The sequence below is a fragment of the Modestobacter muralis genome, from assembly GCF_010682105.1.
Taxonomy (GTDB): domain Bacteria; phylum Actinomycetota; class Actinomycetes; order Mycobacteriales; family Geodermatophilaceae; genus Modestobacter; species Modestobacter muralis.
The window spans coordinates 1-16,910 of record NZ_JAAGWH010000055.1; the positions used below are offsets into that span (position 1 = coordinate 1).

16 protein-coding genes are annotated in these 16,910 nt (G+C 75.6%); 5 read left to right on the forward strand and 11 right to left on the reverse strand.

The genetic code is table 11. The features are described 5' to 3' along the window. Positions 1-281: 281 nt before the first annotated feature. Genes tyrS through GCU67_RS18175 form a run of 11 tightly spaced genes read right to left on the reverse strand, consistent with a single transcriptional unit; the run spans position 282 to position 11,847 of the window. Positions 282-1,586, reverse strand: a complete 1,305-nt coding sequence (gene tyrS / locus GCU67_RS18125; RefSeq protein ID WP_163612762.1) for a tyrosine--tRNA ligase — start codon at positions 1,584-1,586, stop codon at positions 282-284. A gap of 19 nt (positions 1,587-1,605) precedes the next feature. Further along, entirely contained in the window at positions 1,606-2,304 is a 699-nt protein-coding gene (locus tag GCU67_RS18130; RefSeq protein WP_420846371.1) for a DNA-3-methyladenine glycosylase, read from the reverse strand. After that, positions 2,268-3,722: an argininosuccinate lyase gene (argH, locus tag GCU67_RS18135; protein ID WP_170311083.1), complete on the reverse strand. Its 1,455-nt coding sequence runs from the start codon at positions 3,720-3,722 to the stop codon at positions 2,268-2,270. Before argH ends, GCU67_RS18130 begins: the two co-directional genes overlap by 37 nt. Continuing rightward, complete coding sequence (locus tag GCU67_RS18140; RefSeq protein ID WP_420846372.1) at positions 3,719-4,294, reverse strand: arginine repressor; 576 nt, start codon at positions 4,292-4,294, stop codon at positions 3,719-3,721. Before GCU67_RS18140 ends, argH begins: the two co-directional genes overlap by 4 nt. Continuing rightward, positions 4,270-5,217, reverse strand: coding sequence for an ornithine carbamoyltransferase (gene argF / locus GCU67_RS22090; protein WP_163612763.1), 948 nt, complete (start codon positions 5,215-5,217; stop codon positions 4,270-4,272). The genes GCU67_RS18140 and argF overlap by 25 nt, the downstream gene beginning before the upstream one ends. Beyond that, a complete protein-coding gene (locus GCU67_RS18150; protein ID WP_163612764.1) occupies positions 5,214-6,401 on the reverse strand; it encodes an acetylornithine transaminase in 1,188 nt (395 codons plus the stop codon). The genes argF and GCU67_RS18150 overlap by 4 nt, the downstream gene beginning before the upstream one ends. Then, positions 6,398-7,492, reverse strand: a complete 1,095-nt coding sequence (gene argB, locus GCU67_RS18155) for an acetylglutamate kinase (RefSeq protein ID WP_246215342.1) — start codon at positions 7,490-7,492, stop codon at positions 6,398-6,400. Before argB ends, GCU67_RS18150 begins: the two co-directional genes overlap by 4 nt. After that, entirely contained in the window at positions 7,489-8,640 is a 1,152-nt protein-coding gene (gene argJ / locus GCU67_RS18160) for a bifunctional glutamate N-acetyltransferase/amino-acid acetyltransferase ArgJ (protein ID WP_163612765.1), read from the reverse strand. Before argJ ends, argB begins: the two co-directional genes overlap by 4 nt. Beyond that, positions 8,637-9,677 (reverse strand): N-acetyl-gamma-glutamyl-phosphate reductase, encoded by a 1,041-nt coding sequence (gene argC / locus GCU67_RS18165; RefSeq protein WP_338105133.1) that lies wholly within the window; start codon positions 9,675-9,677, stop codon positions 8,637-8,639. The genes argJ and argC overlap by 4 nt, the downstream gene beginning before the upstream one ends. Before the next feature lie 50 nt (positions 9,678-9,727). Next, entirely contained in the window at positions 9,728-10,777 is a 1,050-nt protein-coding gene (locus tag GCU67_RS18170) for a glycosyltransferase (protein ID WP_163612767.1), read from the reverse strand. Further along, a complete protein-coding gene (locus GCU67_RS18175) occupies positions 10,774-11,847 on the reverse strand; it encodes a glycosyltransferase family 9 protein (RefSeq protein WP_163612768.1) in 1,074 nt (357 codons plus the stop codon). The genes GCU67_RS18170 and GCU67_RS18175 overlap by 4 nt, the downstream gene beginning before the upstream one ends. A gap of 121 nt (positions 11,848-11,968) precedes the next feature. Between GCU67_RS18175 and GCU67_RS18180 the strand changes: the two genes are divergently transcribed. From GCU67_RS18180 to GCU67_RS18200, 5 genes are all read left to right on the forward strand, one after another. Then, positions 11,969-13,183 (forward strand): glycosyltransferase, encoded by a 1,215-nt coding sequence (locus GCU67_RS18180; RefSeq protein ID WP_338105135.1) that lies wholly within the window; start codon positions 11,969-11,971, stop codon positions 13,181-13,183. Beyond that, positions 13,180-14,985, forward strand: coding sequence for a glycosyltransferase (locus GCU67_RS18185; RefSeq protein WP_163612769.1), 1,806 nt, complete (start codon positions 13,180-13,182; stop codon positions 14,983-14,985). The genes GCU67_RS18180 and GCU67_RS18185 overlap by 4 nt, the downstream gene beginning before the upstream one ends. Positions 14,986-15,071: 86 nt before the next feature. Next, entirely contained in the window at positions 15,072-15,473 is a 402-nt protein-coding gene (locus GCU67_RS18190) for a VOC family protein (protein WP_163612770.1), read from the forward strand. A 102-nt stretch (positions 15,474-15,575) separates the two neighbouring features. Next, positions 15,576-15,893, forward strand: a complete 318-nt coding sequence (locus GCU67_RS18195; RefSeq protein WP_163612771.1) for an STAS domain-containing protein — start codon at positions 15,576-15,578, stop codon at positions 15,891-15,893. Between the two features lie 127 nt (positions 15,894-16,020). After that, entirely contained in the window at positions 16,021-16,902 is an 882-nt protein-coding gene (locus GCU67_RS18200) for a diacylglycerol kinase family protein (RefSeq protein WP_163612772.1), read from the forward strand. Positions 16,903-16,910 lie beyond the last annotated feature (8 nt).

Consider the following 16,910-nt stretch of genomic DNA (forward strand, 5'->3'; position numbering starts at 1 on the left):
TCGCATGGGGATGTGTTACTTGGCACTGACTTTCGGCACGCTGTTGAGTTCTCAAGGAGCGGACGCGCAGCAAACCAGACCCTCTCGGATCGTCGTTGCCAGCTTGTGTTGTCCTGCTCGGCGCTTCGGGCCCGGCCTCGCGGTCGTCCCCGGCGCAAAGAGAAAGTTACGTGCCTCTGGCGGCGGTGTCAAACCCGGGCCCTGGTGACGCGCGCCACCTGGACGGAACGTGCCCGACACCCGGCGTTCACACGCCGCGAGTGCCCAGGTCAGGCCCCAGATCAGGCCGTAGAGCCACCTGCGGGGGCGGCTGACGGGCGGTGCACGCCCGCCACGCTGCGCTTCCCCTTGCGCAGGACCAGCCACCCACCGGGCAGCCACTCCCCCGCCGCCGGCACCGCGTCGGCGTCGGTGACGCGCACGTTGTTCACGTAGGCGCCCCCCTCCTTGACCGTGCGCCGGGCGTCCGACAGGGAGGACGCCAGACCGGTCGCCTGGAGCAGCGCCGACACCGGGACCGCCGGGTCGTCCACCTCCACGGCACCGGCCTCCCGGAGGGCCGCCTCCAGCGTGGCGGCGTCCAGCTCGGTGAGCTCGGCCCGGCCGAACAGGGCCCGGCCGGCAGCCTCGGCCTGGGCCAGCTCCCCCGGTCCGTGCACCAGGGCCGTGAGCTCCTCGGCGAGTGCGCGCTGCGGAGCCCGGGAGGCCGGCCGCTCCTGCGACTCCGCGACGAGTGCCGCGACCTCCTCGGCAGGCCGCTCGGAAAACAGCGGCAACCAGGCGCGGGCATCGACGTCGTCCAGGGTGAGCCAGTACTGGAAGAACGCGTAGGGCGACGTCAGCTCGGGGTCCAACCAGATGGTGGCGCCCTCGGTCTTGCCGATCTTCTTGCCGTCGGCGGTGGTGATCAGCGGCGTCCCGAGGGCGTGCACCGAGGCGCCCTCGGTGCGGCGGACCAGGTCGATGCCCGCCGTGAGGTTGCCCCACTGGTCCGAGCCGCCGGTCTGCAGCGTGCAGCCGTGCCGACCGTGCAGCTCACGGAAGTCGTTGGCCTGCAGGATCTGGTAGCTGAACTCGGCGTAGCTGATGCCGGCGTCGCTGTTGAGCCGGGCCGACACCGCCTCCTTGGCCAGCATGCGGTTGACCCGGAAGTGCTTGCCCAGGTCGCGGAGCAGCTCGATCGCCGACATCGGCGCGGTCCACTCGAGGTTGTCGACGTAGATCGGCGCCCGGTGGCCGTCGTCGGAGGCCGGACGGTCGAGGAAGGGCGCCACCCGGGCCCGGATGCGGTCCACCCACGCGGCGACCTGCGCCGGGTCGTTGAGCACCCGTTCGGAGGTGGGCCGGGGGTCACCGATCAGCCCGGTGGCGCCACCGACCAGCACGATCGGCTGGTGTCCGGCCCGCTGCAGGGCCCGCAGCACCATGAACTGGATGAGGTGCCCGACGTGCAGGCTGGCCGCGGTCGGGTCGAACCCGCAGTAGTAGGTGACCGGCCCCTCCGCGAGGTGGGCGCGCAGGGCGTCCTCGTCGGTGCTCAGGGCGATCAGCCCACGGCGGTGCAGCTCGTCGATCACGTCGGTCACGACTGCCCATCCTGCCTGATCACCCGGGCGGCGCGGGTCGGCGCCGGGCCTTCCCCCCGGCCCGGAAGGCGCTGACCGAGCTCGCGCCGGTCTCCCAGAACCGCCAGGGCAGGTCCGTGGCCACGCTGATGCCGACCCGGGGCCCGGCCGAGACCGCGGCCGGCGGCGTCCCCCGGTGCAGCCGCACCGGGGAGGAGGCCTCCAGCAGGTGCGCGTCCCTGTCGCCAGGGCCGATCGCCAGCGCCTGGGTGAGCCGGGCCGGGCCGCGGGCCAGGTCACGCGGGACCTTCGCGGCGGGACGGCGGGAGGCGGCCAGCTCCTCCCCCACGACCACCTCACCGGCCCGCAGCAGCACCGCCGACCCCCGCCCGGGCGGGCCGACGACGACGTTGGCGCACCAGTGCACGCCGTAGCTGAAGTAGACGTAGAGCCGGCCGGGTGGGCCGAACATGATCGCCGCGCGCGGGGTCGGCCCGCGGTGGGCGTGCGAGGCGGGGTCCTCCCCCTCCCCCGAGTACGCCTCCACCTCCGTGAGCCGCACCGCCACCTGGCCCTCGGGCCGGTCGGTGACCACCCAGCAGCCGAGCAGGGCACGGCCCACGACGTCGACCGGCCCGAGCAGGTCCGCCTCGATGAGGAGGGGACCCGGCCCGGGCCGGCCGCCGGGGTGGCCTGGCGAGCTCAGAGCGCCGCCGCCACCGGGGAGAGCGTCGACCACTCGGTGTGCCGGCGCGCCTGCTCGGCCAGCGAGCTCAGCTGCTCGGCGACCCGCTCGGGAGCGGTGCCACCACGGGCCCGGCGGGCGGCGAGCGCGCCGTCGACGTGCAGCACCGAGCGCACCTCGGGGGTGAGCCGCTCGTCGATGCCGGCCAGCTGCTCGTCGTCCAGCTCGTCGAGCTCGAGGCCGGCCTCCTCGCAGTAAGCGACCATCGCACCGCTGATCTCGTGCGCGGACCGGAACGGGACGCCGGAGGAGACCAGCCACTCGGCGACGTCGGTGGCCAGGGCGAACCCCTGGGGCGCCGAGGCCTCCATGACGTCGGGCTGGAGGGTGAGCGTGGCGATCATGCCGGTGACCGCCGGCAGCAGCAGGAGCAGCTGCTCGATCGAGTCGAAGACCGGCTCCTTGTCCTCCTGCAGGTCGCGGTCGTAGGCCAGCGGCAGGCCCTTGAGCATGGCCAGCAGCCCGGTCAGGTTGCCGATGAACCGGCCGGCCTTGCCCCGCGCCAGCTCGGCGATGTCGGGGTTCTTCTTCTGCGGCATGATCGAGGACCCGGTGGCCCAGGCGTCGTCCAGGCGGGCCCAGCCGAACTCGGTCGACGTCCAGAGCACGACCTCCTCGCCCAGGCGGGAGAGGTGGACGCCCAGCAGCGCGGCCACGAAGCAGAACTCGGCGGCGAAGTCGCGGTCGCTGACCGCGTCGATGCTGTTGTCCGCAGCCCGGTCGAAGCCGAGCTCGATGGCGACCGCGTCGGGGTCCAGCGCCAGCGAGGAGCCGGCGAGCGCCCCGGAGCCCAGCGGGCTGACCGCGGCCCGCTTGTCCCAGTCGAAGAGCCGCCCCACGTCGCGGGAGAAGGCGTGCGCGTGGGCCAGCAGCTGGTGGGCGATGAGCACCGGCTGGGCGTGCTGCAGGTGGGTCATCCCCGGTGCGGCGACGTCGCGGTAGCGCAGCGCCAGGCCGATGAGGGCCTTCTCCAGCGCCGCGATCTCGTGCACCAGGGTGCGGACGTTGTGCCGCAGGTAGAGCCGCAGGTCGGTGGCGACCTGGTCGTTGCGGCTGCGCCCGGCGCGCAGCTTGCCGCCGAGCTCGCCCAGCTTCTCCAACAGGCCGCGCTCGAGCGCCTCGTGCACGTCCTCGTCGGCCTCGACGGGGGTGAAGCTGCCCGCGGCGACCTCGGCGGACAGCTCGGTGAGCGCGCCGATCATCCGGGCCAGCTCGTCGACGCTCAGCAGCCCCGCCCGCTGCAGCACCCGGGCGTGCGCCCGGGAGCCGGCCAGGTCGTAGGGCGCGAGCCGCCAGTCCACGTCGGTGGACTTCGACAGGGCCGCCATCGCCGCCGAGGGCCCGCCGCCGAAACGACCGCCCCACAGCCGGGTGTGGCCGCCTCCGGTGTTCTCGCCGCTGGCCTCGCTCACGGTGCGCTCTCCTCCACGTCGTCGTCCAGGTCGGTGTCCGGCCCCGGGGGTGCCGGTGCGGCGGCGGCGCGCTCGGCGAGCGCGCGCAGCCGGTCGGCCAGGGCCGGGCCCCCGTCGGGGGCGCGGGAGACGACCATCAGAGTGTCGTCCCCCGCGATCGTGCCCAGCACGTCGGGCAGGCCGACCTTGTCCAGCGCGGAGGCCAGGAACTGCGCTGCTCCCGGGGGCGTACGGACGACGGCGAGGTTGGCGCTGCCCTCGGCGCTGGTGAGCAGCTCGGCCAGCAGGCGGGTGAGCCGGGCCGGCGCGGACTGGGCCGGGCGCAGCGGGGCGTTCTCCGGCGGCAGCACGTAGGACGCCGGGGCGCCGTCGGAGCCGCGCATCTTGACCGCGCCGAGCTCCTCCAGGTCCCGGGACAGGGTCGCCTGGGTGACGTCGACGCCGGACTCGGCCAGCAGCCGGGCCAGCTGGGTCTGCGAGGTCACCGGCCCGGCGGTGATCAGCTCGGCGATCCGGGCGTGCCGGGCCGAGCGGGTCAGCGCCGTGGTCACCCCGATCGCTCGAGCAGCCACAGCAGCAGGGCCTTCTGGGCGTGCAGCCGGTTCTCCGCCTCGTCCCACACCGCGCTCTGCGGGCCGTCGATCACCCCGGCGGCGATCTCCTTGCCGCGGTAGGCCGGCAGGCAGTGCAGCACGACGGCGTCGGCGGCGGCGCGGGCCAGCGCCGCCTCGTCGAGGGCGTAGGGCAGGAACGGCGCGCTGCGCGCGGCGTACTCGTCCTCCTGGCCCATCGAGACCCAGGTGTCGGTGACCAGCACGTCGGCGCCGTCGGCGGCTGCGGCCGGGTCGGCCGTCCACTGCACCGAGCCGCCCGTCCCGGCGGCGACCCGGGCAGCCCGGGCGAGGACGGCGGGGTCGGGCTGGAAGGCCTCCGGGGAGCCGATCCGCACGTGCATGCCGGCCAGCGCGCCGCCGAGCAGGTAGGAGTGCGCCATGTTGTTGGCACCGTCGCCGAGGTAGCTGAAGGTCAGCCCGGCCAGCCGCCCTTTGTGCTCGACCACCGTCTGCAGGTCGGCCAGGATCTGGCACGGGTGGTAGTCGTCGGTGAGGGAGTTGACCACCGGCACCCGGCTGACCGCGGCCATCTGCTCGATCCGCTCGTGCGCGCCGGTGCGCCACACGATCGCCGCGACCTGGCGGTCGAGCACGCGGGTGGTGTCCTCGACGGACTCCCCGCGCCCGAGCTGGCTGTTGCCGGCGTCGATGACCAGGGGCTGGCCGCCGAGCTCGGTGACGCCCACGGAGAAGCTGACCCGGGTGCGGGTGGACGGCTTGTCGAACAGCAGCGCCACCGTGCGCGGCACACCGTTGGCGGCCCGCAGCGGGGTGGGCGCCTCTGCGGTGTGCCGGCCGGCCTTGAGCTCGGCGGCCAGGGCGAGGACCTCGGCCTGCTCGTCGGGGGTCAGGTCGTCGTCGGCGAGGAAGTGGCGGGTCACGAGTCGGCCTCCTGCAGGGCGGCGTCCAGCGCAGCGGGCAGCGCGGTGACGAACGCGTCGATCTGGGCGTCGGTGACCACCAGCGAGGGGGCCAGCCGGATCACGTCCGGCGCGACGGCGTTGGTGAGGAAGCCGGCGGCGCGCAGGTGCGTCTCCGCCGCGGCGGCGACCGGTGCGGTGAGGACGATGCCGAGCAGCGCGCCCCGGCCGCGGACGCCGCGGACGCCGGCGTGCCCGAGGCCCTCGACGCCGGCGGTGAACCGGTGCTCGATCTCCTTGGCCCGCTCCAGCAGCCCCTCGTCGCGGATGGTGTCCAGCACCGCCAGCGCGGCGGCGGCGGCGATCGGGTTGCCGCCGAAGGTCGAGCCGTGAGAGCCGGCCGTCATCAGGTCCGCGGCGGCACCGAAGGCGAGGGTGGCCCCGAGGGGCAGCCCACCGCCCAGGGCCTTGGCCAGGGTGATGACGTCGGGGGTCAGCCCGTCGGCCTGGTGGGCGAACCACGAGCCGGTGCGGCCGGTCCCGGTCTGCACCTCGTCGACGGCGAACAGCGCGCCGACCGAGCGGGCCGCGGACTCGGCGGCGGCCAGGTAGCCGGGCGGCGCGGGCAGTACGCCGCCCTCACCGAGGATCGGCTCGAGGAACACCATCGCGGTGGCGTCGGTGAGCTCGAGGGCGTCCGCGTCGCCGTAGGGCACGTGCCGGACGCCGCCGGGCAGCGGGGCGAAGGCGCCGGACTTGCCGGGCTGGCCGGTCATCGCGAGCGCGCCCATCGTGCGGCCGTGGAAGGAGCCGAGCGCGGTGACGACCTCGGTGCGGCCGGTCAGCCGGCTGATCTTGAACGCGGCCTCGTTGGCCTCGGCGCCGGAGTTGGCGAAGAAGACCCGCCCCGGCCGGCCGGCCAGCTCGATCAGCCGCTCGGCGAGCACCAGCTCGGGCTCGTGCATGGCCAGGTTGGACACGTGGCCCAGCAGCTGTGCCTGGGCGGTGATCGCGTGCACGACCGCCGGGTGGGCGTGGCCGAGGATCGTGGTCGCGATGCCGCCCAGCAGGTCGGTGTACTCCCGGCCGTCGACGTCCCAGACCGTCGCGCCCGCGCCGCGGGCCAGCGCCACCGGCGGGGTGCGGTAGTTGCCCATCATCACGGCCGACCAGCGGGTGGCCAGCTCCTCGGTGTGCGTGGTCATGGTGCTGCCTCCCCGTCTGTGTCGGCCGGGACGACCATCGTCCCGGTGCCCTCGGTGGTGAACATCTCCAGCAGCAGGGCGTGCGGCAGCCGGCCGTCGACGACGGTCGCCCGCTTCACCCCGCCCTCGACCGCCCGCAGGCAGGCGGCCATCTTCGGGATCATCCCGGCGTCCAGGTCGGGCAGGATCCCGGCGAGCTCCCGGGCGTCGATCTGCTCGACGAGGGAGTCCCGGTCGGGCCAGTTGGCGTAGAGACCCTCGACGTCGGTGAGGACGACGAGCTTGACCGCGCCCAGCGCCACGGCCAGCGCGGCGGCGGCGGTGTCGGCGTTGACGTTGTGCACCTGGCCCGAGGCATCGGGGGCCACGGTCGCCACGACCGGGATGTGCCCCGCCTCCAGCAGCGCGGTGACCGGTGCGGGGTCGACGGCCACGACGTCCCCGACGAGGCCGACGTCCACCGGCTCGCCGTCGACGACGGCTGCGGTGCGCTCGGCGGTGAACAGCCCGCCGTCCTCACCGGACAGCCCGACGGCCAGCGGGCCGTGGGAGTTGATCAGGCCGACGACCTCGGGGCCCACCTGGCCGGTGAGCACCATCCGGACGACGTCGATGGTCTCCTCCGTGGTGACCCGCAGGCCGCCGCGGAACTCGCTGGTGATGCCCAGCCGGTTGAGCATGGCGCTGATCTGCGGGCCGCCGCCGTGGACGACGACGGGCAGGATGCCGCAGGTCCGCAGGAAGACCATGTCCTCGGCGAACGCGCGGCGGCACTCCTCGTCGACCATCGCGTGGCCGCCGTACTTGACCACCACGACGTTGCCGTGGAACTCCCGCAGCCACGGCAGCGCCCCGGTGAGGACGGCGACCTTGGCCGCGTCGCCCGCGGGGTCGTTGACCCGCATGACCCGGTGGGTGCCGATCCGCCGGGGCGGCACCTCGTCGGGGGCGACGTCCGGGGGCGTGGGGTCCTGAGCGGTCCCCGGCACGGTGCCCTCCGGCGCGGTCTCGTCGGGTGCGACGTCGGGCGGGGTGGGGTCCTGGGCGGTGGTCACGTCGTCGTCCTCGGCGGGGTTCGTCTCGCCGCTCATGTCGAGTACGCCGAGTTCTCGTGCACGTAGGCGATCGAGAGGTCGTTGGTCCAGATCGTCGCCTCCTCGGTGCCGGCCCGCAGGTCGACGTCGATGGCGATCGCCCGGCCGGAGAGGTCGACGCCCTCGCGCGGGTCGCCGATCGCGCCGTTGCGGCAGACGGTCACGCCGTTGATCGTCACGTCGACCTGGTCGGCTTCGAACGCGGCGTCGGTGGTGCCGATCGCGGCCAGTACCCGGCCCCAGTTGGGGTCGTTGCCGAACAGCGCCGTCTTCAGCAGGTTGTTGCGGGCGCACGCCCGGCCGGCGGTCAGCGCGTCGGCGACCGAGGCCGCGCCGCGGACGGTGATCGCGATGTCCTTGGTCGAGCCCTCGGCGTCGGCGAGCAGCTGCATGGCCAGGTCGGTCATCGCCGCGGTCAGTGCCGCGGTGACCTCCTCGACCGTGGGCGTGACGCCGCTGGCGCCGTTGGCCATGGCGATGACCGTGTCGTTGGTGGACAGGCAGCCGTCGGAGTCGACCCGCTCGACGCTCACGCTGGTGGCTTGCGCCAGGGCGGTCTGCAGCAGCGCGGGCGGGACGACGGCGTCGGTGGTGAGGACGACGAGCATCGTGGCCAGGCTCGGGGCCAGCATGCCGGCGCCCTTGGCGATGCCACCCACGGTCCAGCCCTCGCCGCGCTGGACGGTGGTCTTGGGCACCGAGTCGGTGGTCATGATCGCCTGGGCCGCGGCCGTGCCGCCGTCCGCGGACAGCTTCGCCACCGCGGCGGTGACGCCGGGCAGCAGCTTGTCCATCGGCAGCCGGACGCCGATCAGCCCGGTGGAGGCCACCGCGACCTCGCCGGCGCCGATGCCCAGCTCGGCCGCGACGTGCTCGGCGGTGGTGTGGGTGTCGGCGAAGCCCTCGGGCCCGGTGCAGGCGTTGGCGCCCCCGGAGTTGAGCACCACGGCCTTGAGCCGGTGGGCGGCGAGCACCTGGCGGCTCCACAGCACCGGCGCGGCCGGGAAGCGGTTGGTGGTGAAGACGGCGGCCGCGACGTCGTCCGGGCCGTCGTTGACGACCAGGGCGACGTCGGGGTTGCCGGAGGTCTTCAAGCCGGCGGCTACGCCGGCGGCGCGGAAGCCCTGCGGGGAGGTGACTGTCACGGTGCGACTCCGACGAGCGGGAGACCGGTGGTCTCGGGGAGGCCGAGGGCCAGGTTGGCGCACTGCAGCGCGGCACCGGCGGTGCCCTTGGTGAGGTTGTCGACGGCGGCGACCACGACCAGCCGGCCGGCGTCGGGGTCGACGGCCAGCTGGAGCTGGACGGTGTTGGCCCCGAGCACGGCGGCCGTGGTGGGCCACTGGCCCTCGGGCAGCAGGTGCACGAACGGCTCGTCGTCGTAGGCGGCCGCGTAGGCGGCGCGGGCGGTGGCCGCGTCGACGCCGGGTGCGAGCGGCGCCGAGCAGGTGGCCAGGATGCCGCGGCTCATCGGCACCAGCGTCGGGGTGAAGCTCACGGTCACGTTCGTACCGGCCGCCTGTGACAGGTTCTGCACCATCTCCGGGGTGTGCCGGTGGACCCCGCCGACGCCGTACGCGCTGGCCGAGCCCATCACCTCGCTGCCCAGCAGGTGGGTCTTGGCCGACTTGCCCGCGCCGCTCGTGCCGCTGGCCGCGACGACCACGATGTCGGGGGTGACCAGGCGGTGATCCAGCGCCGGGGCCATCGCCAGGGTGACCGAGGTCGGGTAGCAGCCGGGGACCGCGATCCGCCGGGCGGTGGCCAGCTGCTCGCGCTGACCGGGGAGCTCCGGCAGCCCGTAGGGCCAGTGCCCGGCGTGCTCACCGCCGTACCAGCGCGCCCAGGCGGCCGGGTCGTTGAGCCGGTGGTCGGCGCCGCAGTCGATGACCAGGACGTCGTCGGGCAGCTGCGCGGCGATGGCCGCGGACTCCCCGTGCGGCAGGGCCAGGACGACGACGTCGTAACCGGCCAGGCTGGCTGCGTCGCTGGGCTGGACCACCATGTCGGCGTACGGGGTCAGGTGCGGCTGCAGCTCGCCCAGGCGTCGGCCGGCGCTCGTGTTGGCGTGCACCCCGGCCAGCCGGAGGTGCGGGTGCCCGGCCAGCAGCCGGCACACCTCACCGCCCGCGTACCCGGTGGCGCCGGTGACCCCGACCGTCCACGTCTGTCCGCTGCTCACCTGCATGACCATACACTGCCATGCATAGCTGTACGGAGCGGCCCGGCGGGTCAGTCGACGAGCCGGTCCAGCAGGGCGAACGTGCGGCGGGCCATGAGATCGGCCCCCATCTCCCGGACCGCCCGCTCCCGGGCCCGTGCCCCGAGGTCGGCCCGCCGGTCGGCGTCGTCCAGCAGGGCACCGAGCGCACGGGCCAGCGCGGCCTCGTCGTCGACCGGGACGACGACGGCGTCCTCTCCCACCGCGGGCACCACGTCGCCGACGGCGGTGGTGACGCACGGCAGCCCGGCCGCCATCGCCTCCAGCAGGACCAGCGGCAGCGCCTCGCGGCGGGAGGACAACGCGAACAGGTCGAGGTCGGCGAGGAAGGCCGGGGCGTCGTCGACGAACCCGGTGAACGTCACGGGCAGGCCGGTGGCCAGCTCGCGCAGGCGGTCGGCGTCCCGGCCGTGGCCGCCGATCACCACGTCGAACTCACGGCCCTCCGCGACCAGCCGGCCGACCGCAGCGAGCAGCACGTCGAAGCCCTTCTGCGCCGTGAGCCGCCCGAAGGTGCCCAGCCGCGGCGGGGTGTGCCCGGCCGGCCCGGTGGCGACCGCCGGGACGTGCACCCCGTTCGGGACGACGCCGGTGCGCTCCGGCGCGACGCCCAGCTCGGTGACCACCTGGGCGCGAGCGTCCTCGCAGGTGCCGAGCACGAGCCCGAGGCGGCCGTAGAGGTCGGCCAGCCGGCGGCGGTCGTCGCCGGTGCCGGTGTCGCCGGGCAGGTGCAGCACCCCCGCGGTGGGAGCCGTGGCCAGCGCGGCACGGACGGCGGCGGCGTTGGACCCCGGGTCGACGAGGTTGACCAGCACCGCGTCGGGTCGCTGCGCGGCGAGCGCGGCCGAGACCTCGGGGGCGTCGGCGCGGTGGCGGACCAGCGGCACGACCGTCGTCGGCACCCCGGGCACGCTGCGGGCGAAGCCGTCGGCCACCGGCTCGGCGACCACCAGCGACGCCGTCCATCCGGAGTCGGCGGCTCCCCGCAGCAGGTGGGTCAGGTAGACCTCCGCCCCGCCCCAGGCGTCGGAGTCGGCGACGACGCTGATCCGGCGGCTCACCGGGGCCCCAGCAGCTCGCGGGCCGCGGCCAGCACGGCGGCGACCCGCACCGACGCCGCACACCGGAAGTCGATCGGGCAGACCAGGTGCGGGCACGGTGCGCAGGGCACGTCGGCGACCACCGCCCGCTGCCGCGGCCCGGAGTGGGCCCAGCGCACCGGGTCGCCGGGCAGGAAGACGGTGACACTGGGCGCGCCGACGGCGACCGCCAGGTGCGCGGACCCGGTGTCGTTGCCGATCAGCAGCGCGCTGTCGGCCAGCAGCGCGGCCAGCCCGCCGAGGCTCGTCGCGCCGGTCAGGTCGGTGACCGGCGCGCGCATCCGGTCCTGGACCGTGGCGCTGATCCCCCGCTCGCCGGGCACCCCGGTGAGCACGACGTCCCAGCCGTCGGCGGCGAGCGCGTCCCCGACCGCCGCGTAGCGCTCCGTGGGCCACTGGCGGGTGGCCGCCGACGCCCCGGGGTGCAGGACGACGTAGCGGCCCGGCACCAGGCCGGCGGCGTCCAGGGTCGCGGCGTGCTCGGTGCGGTCGGCCGGGGTCAGCGGGAAGTGCATCGCCGGCGCCGGCCCGGCCGGCAGCCCCAGGTGCTCGAACAGCCGCAGGTGCCGCTGCGCCTCGTGCAGGTCCAGCGGGTAGCGCAGGTGGAGGTCGCCGGTGCCCGGGGGCGGGTCCCAGCCGGTCGGCGCGAAACCGCCGACCAGGCGGGCGCCCAGCGCCGCGGCGACCGCGTTCGCCGGGGGCCGGTCACCGTAGGCCTGCAGCGCCAGGTCGAACTCCCGCTCCCGGGCGGCGGCCAGGAAGGGTGCCCAGCCGGCCGGGTCCGGCGTCCGCTCGGGGATGCCGTCCGCGCCGGGGAACGGGAGCAGCTCGTCGACGTCGTCGGCGTAGCGCCCGACCACGTCGGCCATCTCCGGCCAGGTGATCAGCGTGACGTGCAGGTCGGGCCGGAACTCGCGCAGCCGGCGCAGCGCCGGGGCCGAGCAGAGCAGGTCGCCCAGGCCGACCCGCAGCCGGACGAGCGCCACCCGGCGGACGGCGGGGTCGGCGAGCGGCGGGAGCACGCAGGGCATCCTGCCTGCCGGCGCCAACCCGCGCCCGGCGGGCTGCGCACCGGGCACCTGACCGGTGGTCCGTGTTCTACTGCGCACAACCGACCGAGCGGACAGGTCGACCATCGGGAGAGGTGGCGAGGTGCACGTCCTGCGCCTGTGCAGTGTCTTCGAGCCCCCGGCCGGCTCCGGGACGCGTGCGGACGGCGTCGGTCTCGACGCCCGCACCGCCCGGTTCGACCCGATCGGCGGCATGCAGAACCACACCGCCGCGCTCACCCGGTGCCTGGACGCGCAGGGCCACCGGCAGACGGTGCTCACCTCCCGGCTGGGCGGGCCACGCCGGTCCGACCGGCAGGGAGTCGGCGCGCTGGTGCACCGCACCGGGGTGCGCACCCGGCGCGCCCGCCAGCTGTGGGCGCTCGCCGCCCTGCCGCGCGCACTGTCCCGGGCCGCGGGCCCCGTCGACGTGGTGCACGGCCACCAGGGCGAGGACCTCGCCACCCTGCTGCTGGCCCGCCTCGCCGCCCTGCGGCACGGCTGCCCCCTGGTGGTGACCGTGCACTGCAGCGTCGGGCACACCCTGACCGGCCACTCGCTGCACGCCCGCATGGTCCGGGCCGTCGGCGGCCGCATCGAGCGCAGCACCCTGCGCCGGGCCGACGCCGTCGTCGTCCTCACCGGCCGCACGGCAGCGGCACTGCGGGCCGACGGCGTCCCGGCGGAGCGGATCAGCACGATCCCCTCCGGTTTCGAGCCCGCGGTGTTCGACGTGCCGGCCGACCGCGCCCCGCGCAGCCGGCCGCGGATCGGGTACGTGGGCCGGCTCGCCGCGCAGAAGCGGGCGGACCTGCTGGTCACCGCCTTCGGCGCGATGCAGGAGGTGGCCGACCTGGTCGTGGTGGGCGACGGTCCCGAGCGCGACCGCGTGCACCGCCTGGTGCGCACCAGCCCGGCGGCCGACCGGATCAGCACCCGCGGGTTCGTCGAGCACTCCGCCGTCCCGGGGGTGCTCGCCTCGCTCGACCTGCTCGTGCTGCCCTCGGCCTACGAGGAGATGGGGTCGGTGCTGGTCGAGGCGATGGTCGCCGGCCTGCCGGTGGTGGCCAGCGACGTCGGCGGGATCCCCGAGGTGGTGCGGCACGGGGAGACGGGGCTGCTCGTCCCGCCCGGTGACGTACCCGCCCTGACCGCCGCCCTGGACCGGCTGGTCGCCGACCCCGCGCTGCGCGCCCGACTGGCCGCCGGTGCCCGGGAGAACGCACGGCACTACTCGTGGCCGCACCTGGCGACGCGCGTCGCCGACGTCTACCGGCAGGTCCGGGGCGGCGAGCCGGCGCTGTCCGTCCCGGCGTGAGCGGTCCCCGGGTCGCCGTCGTCGTCCCGGTGCACGACCAGTCGGCGTGGCTGCCCCGTGCCCTGGACGGCCTGCTGGCCCAGACGGTGACCGACTGGGAGGCCGTCGTCGTCGACGACGGCTCACCCGCCCCGGAGGCCGTGGCCGCCGTGGTCGCCGGGCTGCCCGACGCGCGCGTCCGGCTGCTCGCCCGGGCCGACAACCGCGGCCTGGGCGCCACGCTCAACACCGGCTTGGACGCGACCGGCGCACCGGTCGTGGCGTACCTGCCGGCCGACGACGTCTGGGCGCCCGACCACCTCGGCGCGCTGCTGGGGTGCCTTGCCGACCCGGAGGTGGTGTTGGCACGCAGCGGGCTGTCCGAGCCCTCAGACACCCAGTACGCCCAGCTGGTACAGGTCGCCCATCGCCGGACGGCGCACCGGTGGACCGAGCGCGCCGAGTTGGAGGCCGACGACCTCGACCGGCTGTTCTGGCACCGGCTGGCCGGCTCGGGCCGGACGGCGGACACCGGCCGGGTCACCTGCACCTGGACGCGGCACGCCGGTCAGCGTTCGCGGGCGATCCGGGAGTCCACCGACGGCGGGCTCAACGTCTTCCGCAGCCGCTACCGGGTGGCGCAGCCGCTGCGCTTCGCCTCCACCGACAGCGGGGACGTCGACGAGGTCGCCCGCTACGCCCGCTTCCGCGACCGCACGTACCCCGAGCCCGACGGCCTGTCGGTGCTGCTGGTCGGGGAGCTGGCCTTCAACCCCGAGCGGGTGCTGACGCTGCGCGAGCGCGGGCACCGGCTGACCGGGCTGTGGACCCCCGACGGGCTGGGCGACTCGACGGTGGGGCCGCTCCCGTTCGGGCACGTGCCCGACCTCGACCGGGACACCTGGCGCGACGGCGTCGCCGCGCCGGCCCCCGACGTCGTGTGGGCCCAGCTCAACTGGCGCGCCGTCCCCTTCGCGCACGCGGTGCGCAGCGCGTTCCCCGACGTCCCGTTCGTCTGGCACTTCAAGGAGGCGCCGCAGCGCAGCATGGTGCGCGGCGAGTGGCCGCTGCTCGCCGACCTGGTCACCGGCGCCGACGCCTGCCTGCTGGCCACCGCCGAGGAGCGCGACTGGTTCGCCGGTGCGCTGCGCGGGCGGGTCGACCCGGCCCGGCTCGGTGTGCTGGACGGCGACCTGCCCAAGCGCGACTGGCTGGACGCGCCGCGGTCGGCGAGGCTCTCCGACGCCGACGGGCAGCCGCACACCGTCGTCGTGGGGCGCCCCGCCGGGCTGGACGCCGAGTGGCTGGTCGAGCTGGCCCGGCGCGGGGTGCACACCCACCTCTACGGCCGCGTCCGGGCGCCCGGCCCCACCGGGTCGTGGACCGGCTGGCTGGACGAGGCGCTGGCCGCCGCGCCCGGGCACGTCCACGTGCACCCGGCGGTGGGCCCGGAGAGCTGGGTGACCGAGCTGTCCCGCTACGACGCCGGCTGGCTGCACCGCCTGCCCAGCGACAACGACGGCGAGCTGCGCCGGGCCAGCTGGGACGACCTCAACTCCCCCGCCCGGCTGCCGGTCTGCCTGGCCGCGGGGCTGCCGCTGCTGCAGCCGGACCACCCCGGGCAGCTGGTCTCGGTGGCCCGGGCGCTGCGCGAGGACGGCACCGGCCTGTTCTACGACTCCGCGGACGGCGTCGCCGACGTCCTGGCCGGGGAGCTGGCCACCCGGGCGGGCGCCCGCGCGGCGCTCGCGGTGCGGGAGCGGTACACGTTCGACGCGCATGCCGACCGGCTGGTCGAGCTGTTCGGCTCCCTCGCGCGCTGACGCGACCGCCGGCCGGAGGCCGGGTTGCACCGGTCGGGACGACCTCGGACCGATGAGTCCGACCCCGCAGGCCGGTCTCCCCTGGCATGACCACCACGACCACCACCACCCTGACCCAGCTGTCCACGGCGATGTTCCCGGTCCGCGACCAGGACGCGGCGCTGGCCTTCTACACCGACGTCCTCGGCTTCGAGGTCCGCGCCGACGTCCGGTTCGGCGCCCGCGGCGAGCACCGCTGGCTTGAGGTCGCCCCGCCCGGGTCGGCCGCCCGGCTCGCGCTCACGCCCCCGACGGACGGGCGACCCAGCGGTGGCGCCATCGGCGTCGACTCGATCGACGTGCTCGCCGAGCACGCCCGGCTGGCGGCCCGCGGGGACGTCGACCTCGACCCGGCTCCCGAGCCGTTCCCGGGTGCGCCGCTGCTGTTCGCGCTGCGCGACCCGGACGGCAACACGGTCTGGGTCGTCGGGGCGACGCCGGCGGCCTGAGCTCCCAGCCGGTCGGCAGGCGACGCGCAGCAGAACTGTCAGACCCCCGGGGCAGGGTGTGCGCGAGGTCGGCGGACGGTGCCGGCCAGGGGGAGGGACACCATGCAGACCATCGACCTGCCCGGCGGCATCGACCTGGTCGACGAGGACGGCGGGCCGGTGCTCCGGCTGCACGGCGAGGTCGACCAGCTCGTGGTCGCCGCCTACGACGCCACCTCCTCCCCCGCCCGGCGGTCGGCGGTGGCGGTCGACCTGTCCGCGGCCACCTTCCTCGACGGCCCCGGGCTGCGGCTGCTGGTCCGGGCCACCGAGGCCACCCGCCGGTCGGGCCGGGTCCCGGAGCTGCGCCGCCCCTCGCACACCGTGCAGCGGATGGTCGAGATCGCCGGGGTGACGCGACTCTTCGCGGCGGTCCTCTGACCGGTCGGGCGCGGTGGACCGTCGCCGCGCCGGGACACGGGCGGCAGCCGGGCTGCTGACCGGGCAGGATCGCCCCGTCGTGGTGCCCGCGCCACGCGCCGACCCGCAGCCCGAGGAGACGTCCGCCGTGAGCCCGTTCGACCGGATCGTCATCGTCTTCAACCCGCACAGCACCGGGGACGCCCCCCGGCTCGCCGAGGAGCTGCAGGCCGAGCTGGTGGACCGCCTGCCGGACGTGCCGGTGGAGCTGCGCCCGACCCAGCGCGCCGGGCACGCCCGCGAGATCGCCCGCGAGGTGGCGGCCACCGGCCGGCCGCTGCTCGTCTCGGTCAGCGGCGACGGTGGGTACAACGAGGTCGTCGACGGGGCGGTGCAGGCCGGCAACGACCAGGTCGTCTGCGCCGTCCGGGCCGCCGGCAACGCCAACGACCACCGCCGGACGACCAAGGAGCACCACCTGGCCGACGCGATCGTGGCCGGCGACGTCCGGCGGATCGACCTGCTCCGGCTCACCTTGGGCCGCGGGGCAGGGACCGAGGTCCGGTACGCGCACTCCTACATCGGCGTCGGGCTGACCCCGGTGGTCGCGGTCGACCTGGAGAAGGGCGGCAAGGGCTCGTGGCGGGAGATCGTCGCGGTGGTCCGCGGGTTCGCTCGCTTCCGCCCCTTCCCGGTGCGGCTCGAGAACGGGCAGCGGCGGACCATCGACAGCCTGGTGTTCGCCAACATCTCCCAGATGGCCAAGGTCGCCACGCTCACCGAGGGCGCCGCACCCGACGACGGCCGGTTCGAGGTGGTCACCCAGCGGCGCACCGGCAAGCTGCGGGTGCTGGCGACCGCGCTGCGCGCCGCGACCCGCGGGCTGGGCCCGCAGCCGAGCGCCACGCACTACGCGTTCACCACGCTGACCCCCATGCCGCTGCAGCTGGACGGCGAACTGGTCGAGCTGGAGGCCGGCACGACGGTCACCGTCGACATCGCACCCCGGGCGCTGGCCACCCTGGTCTGAGGCCGGCG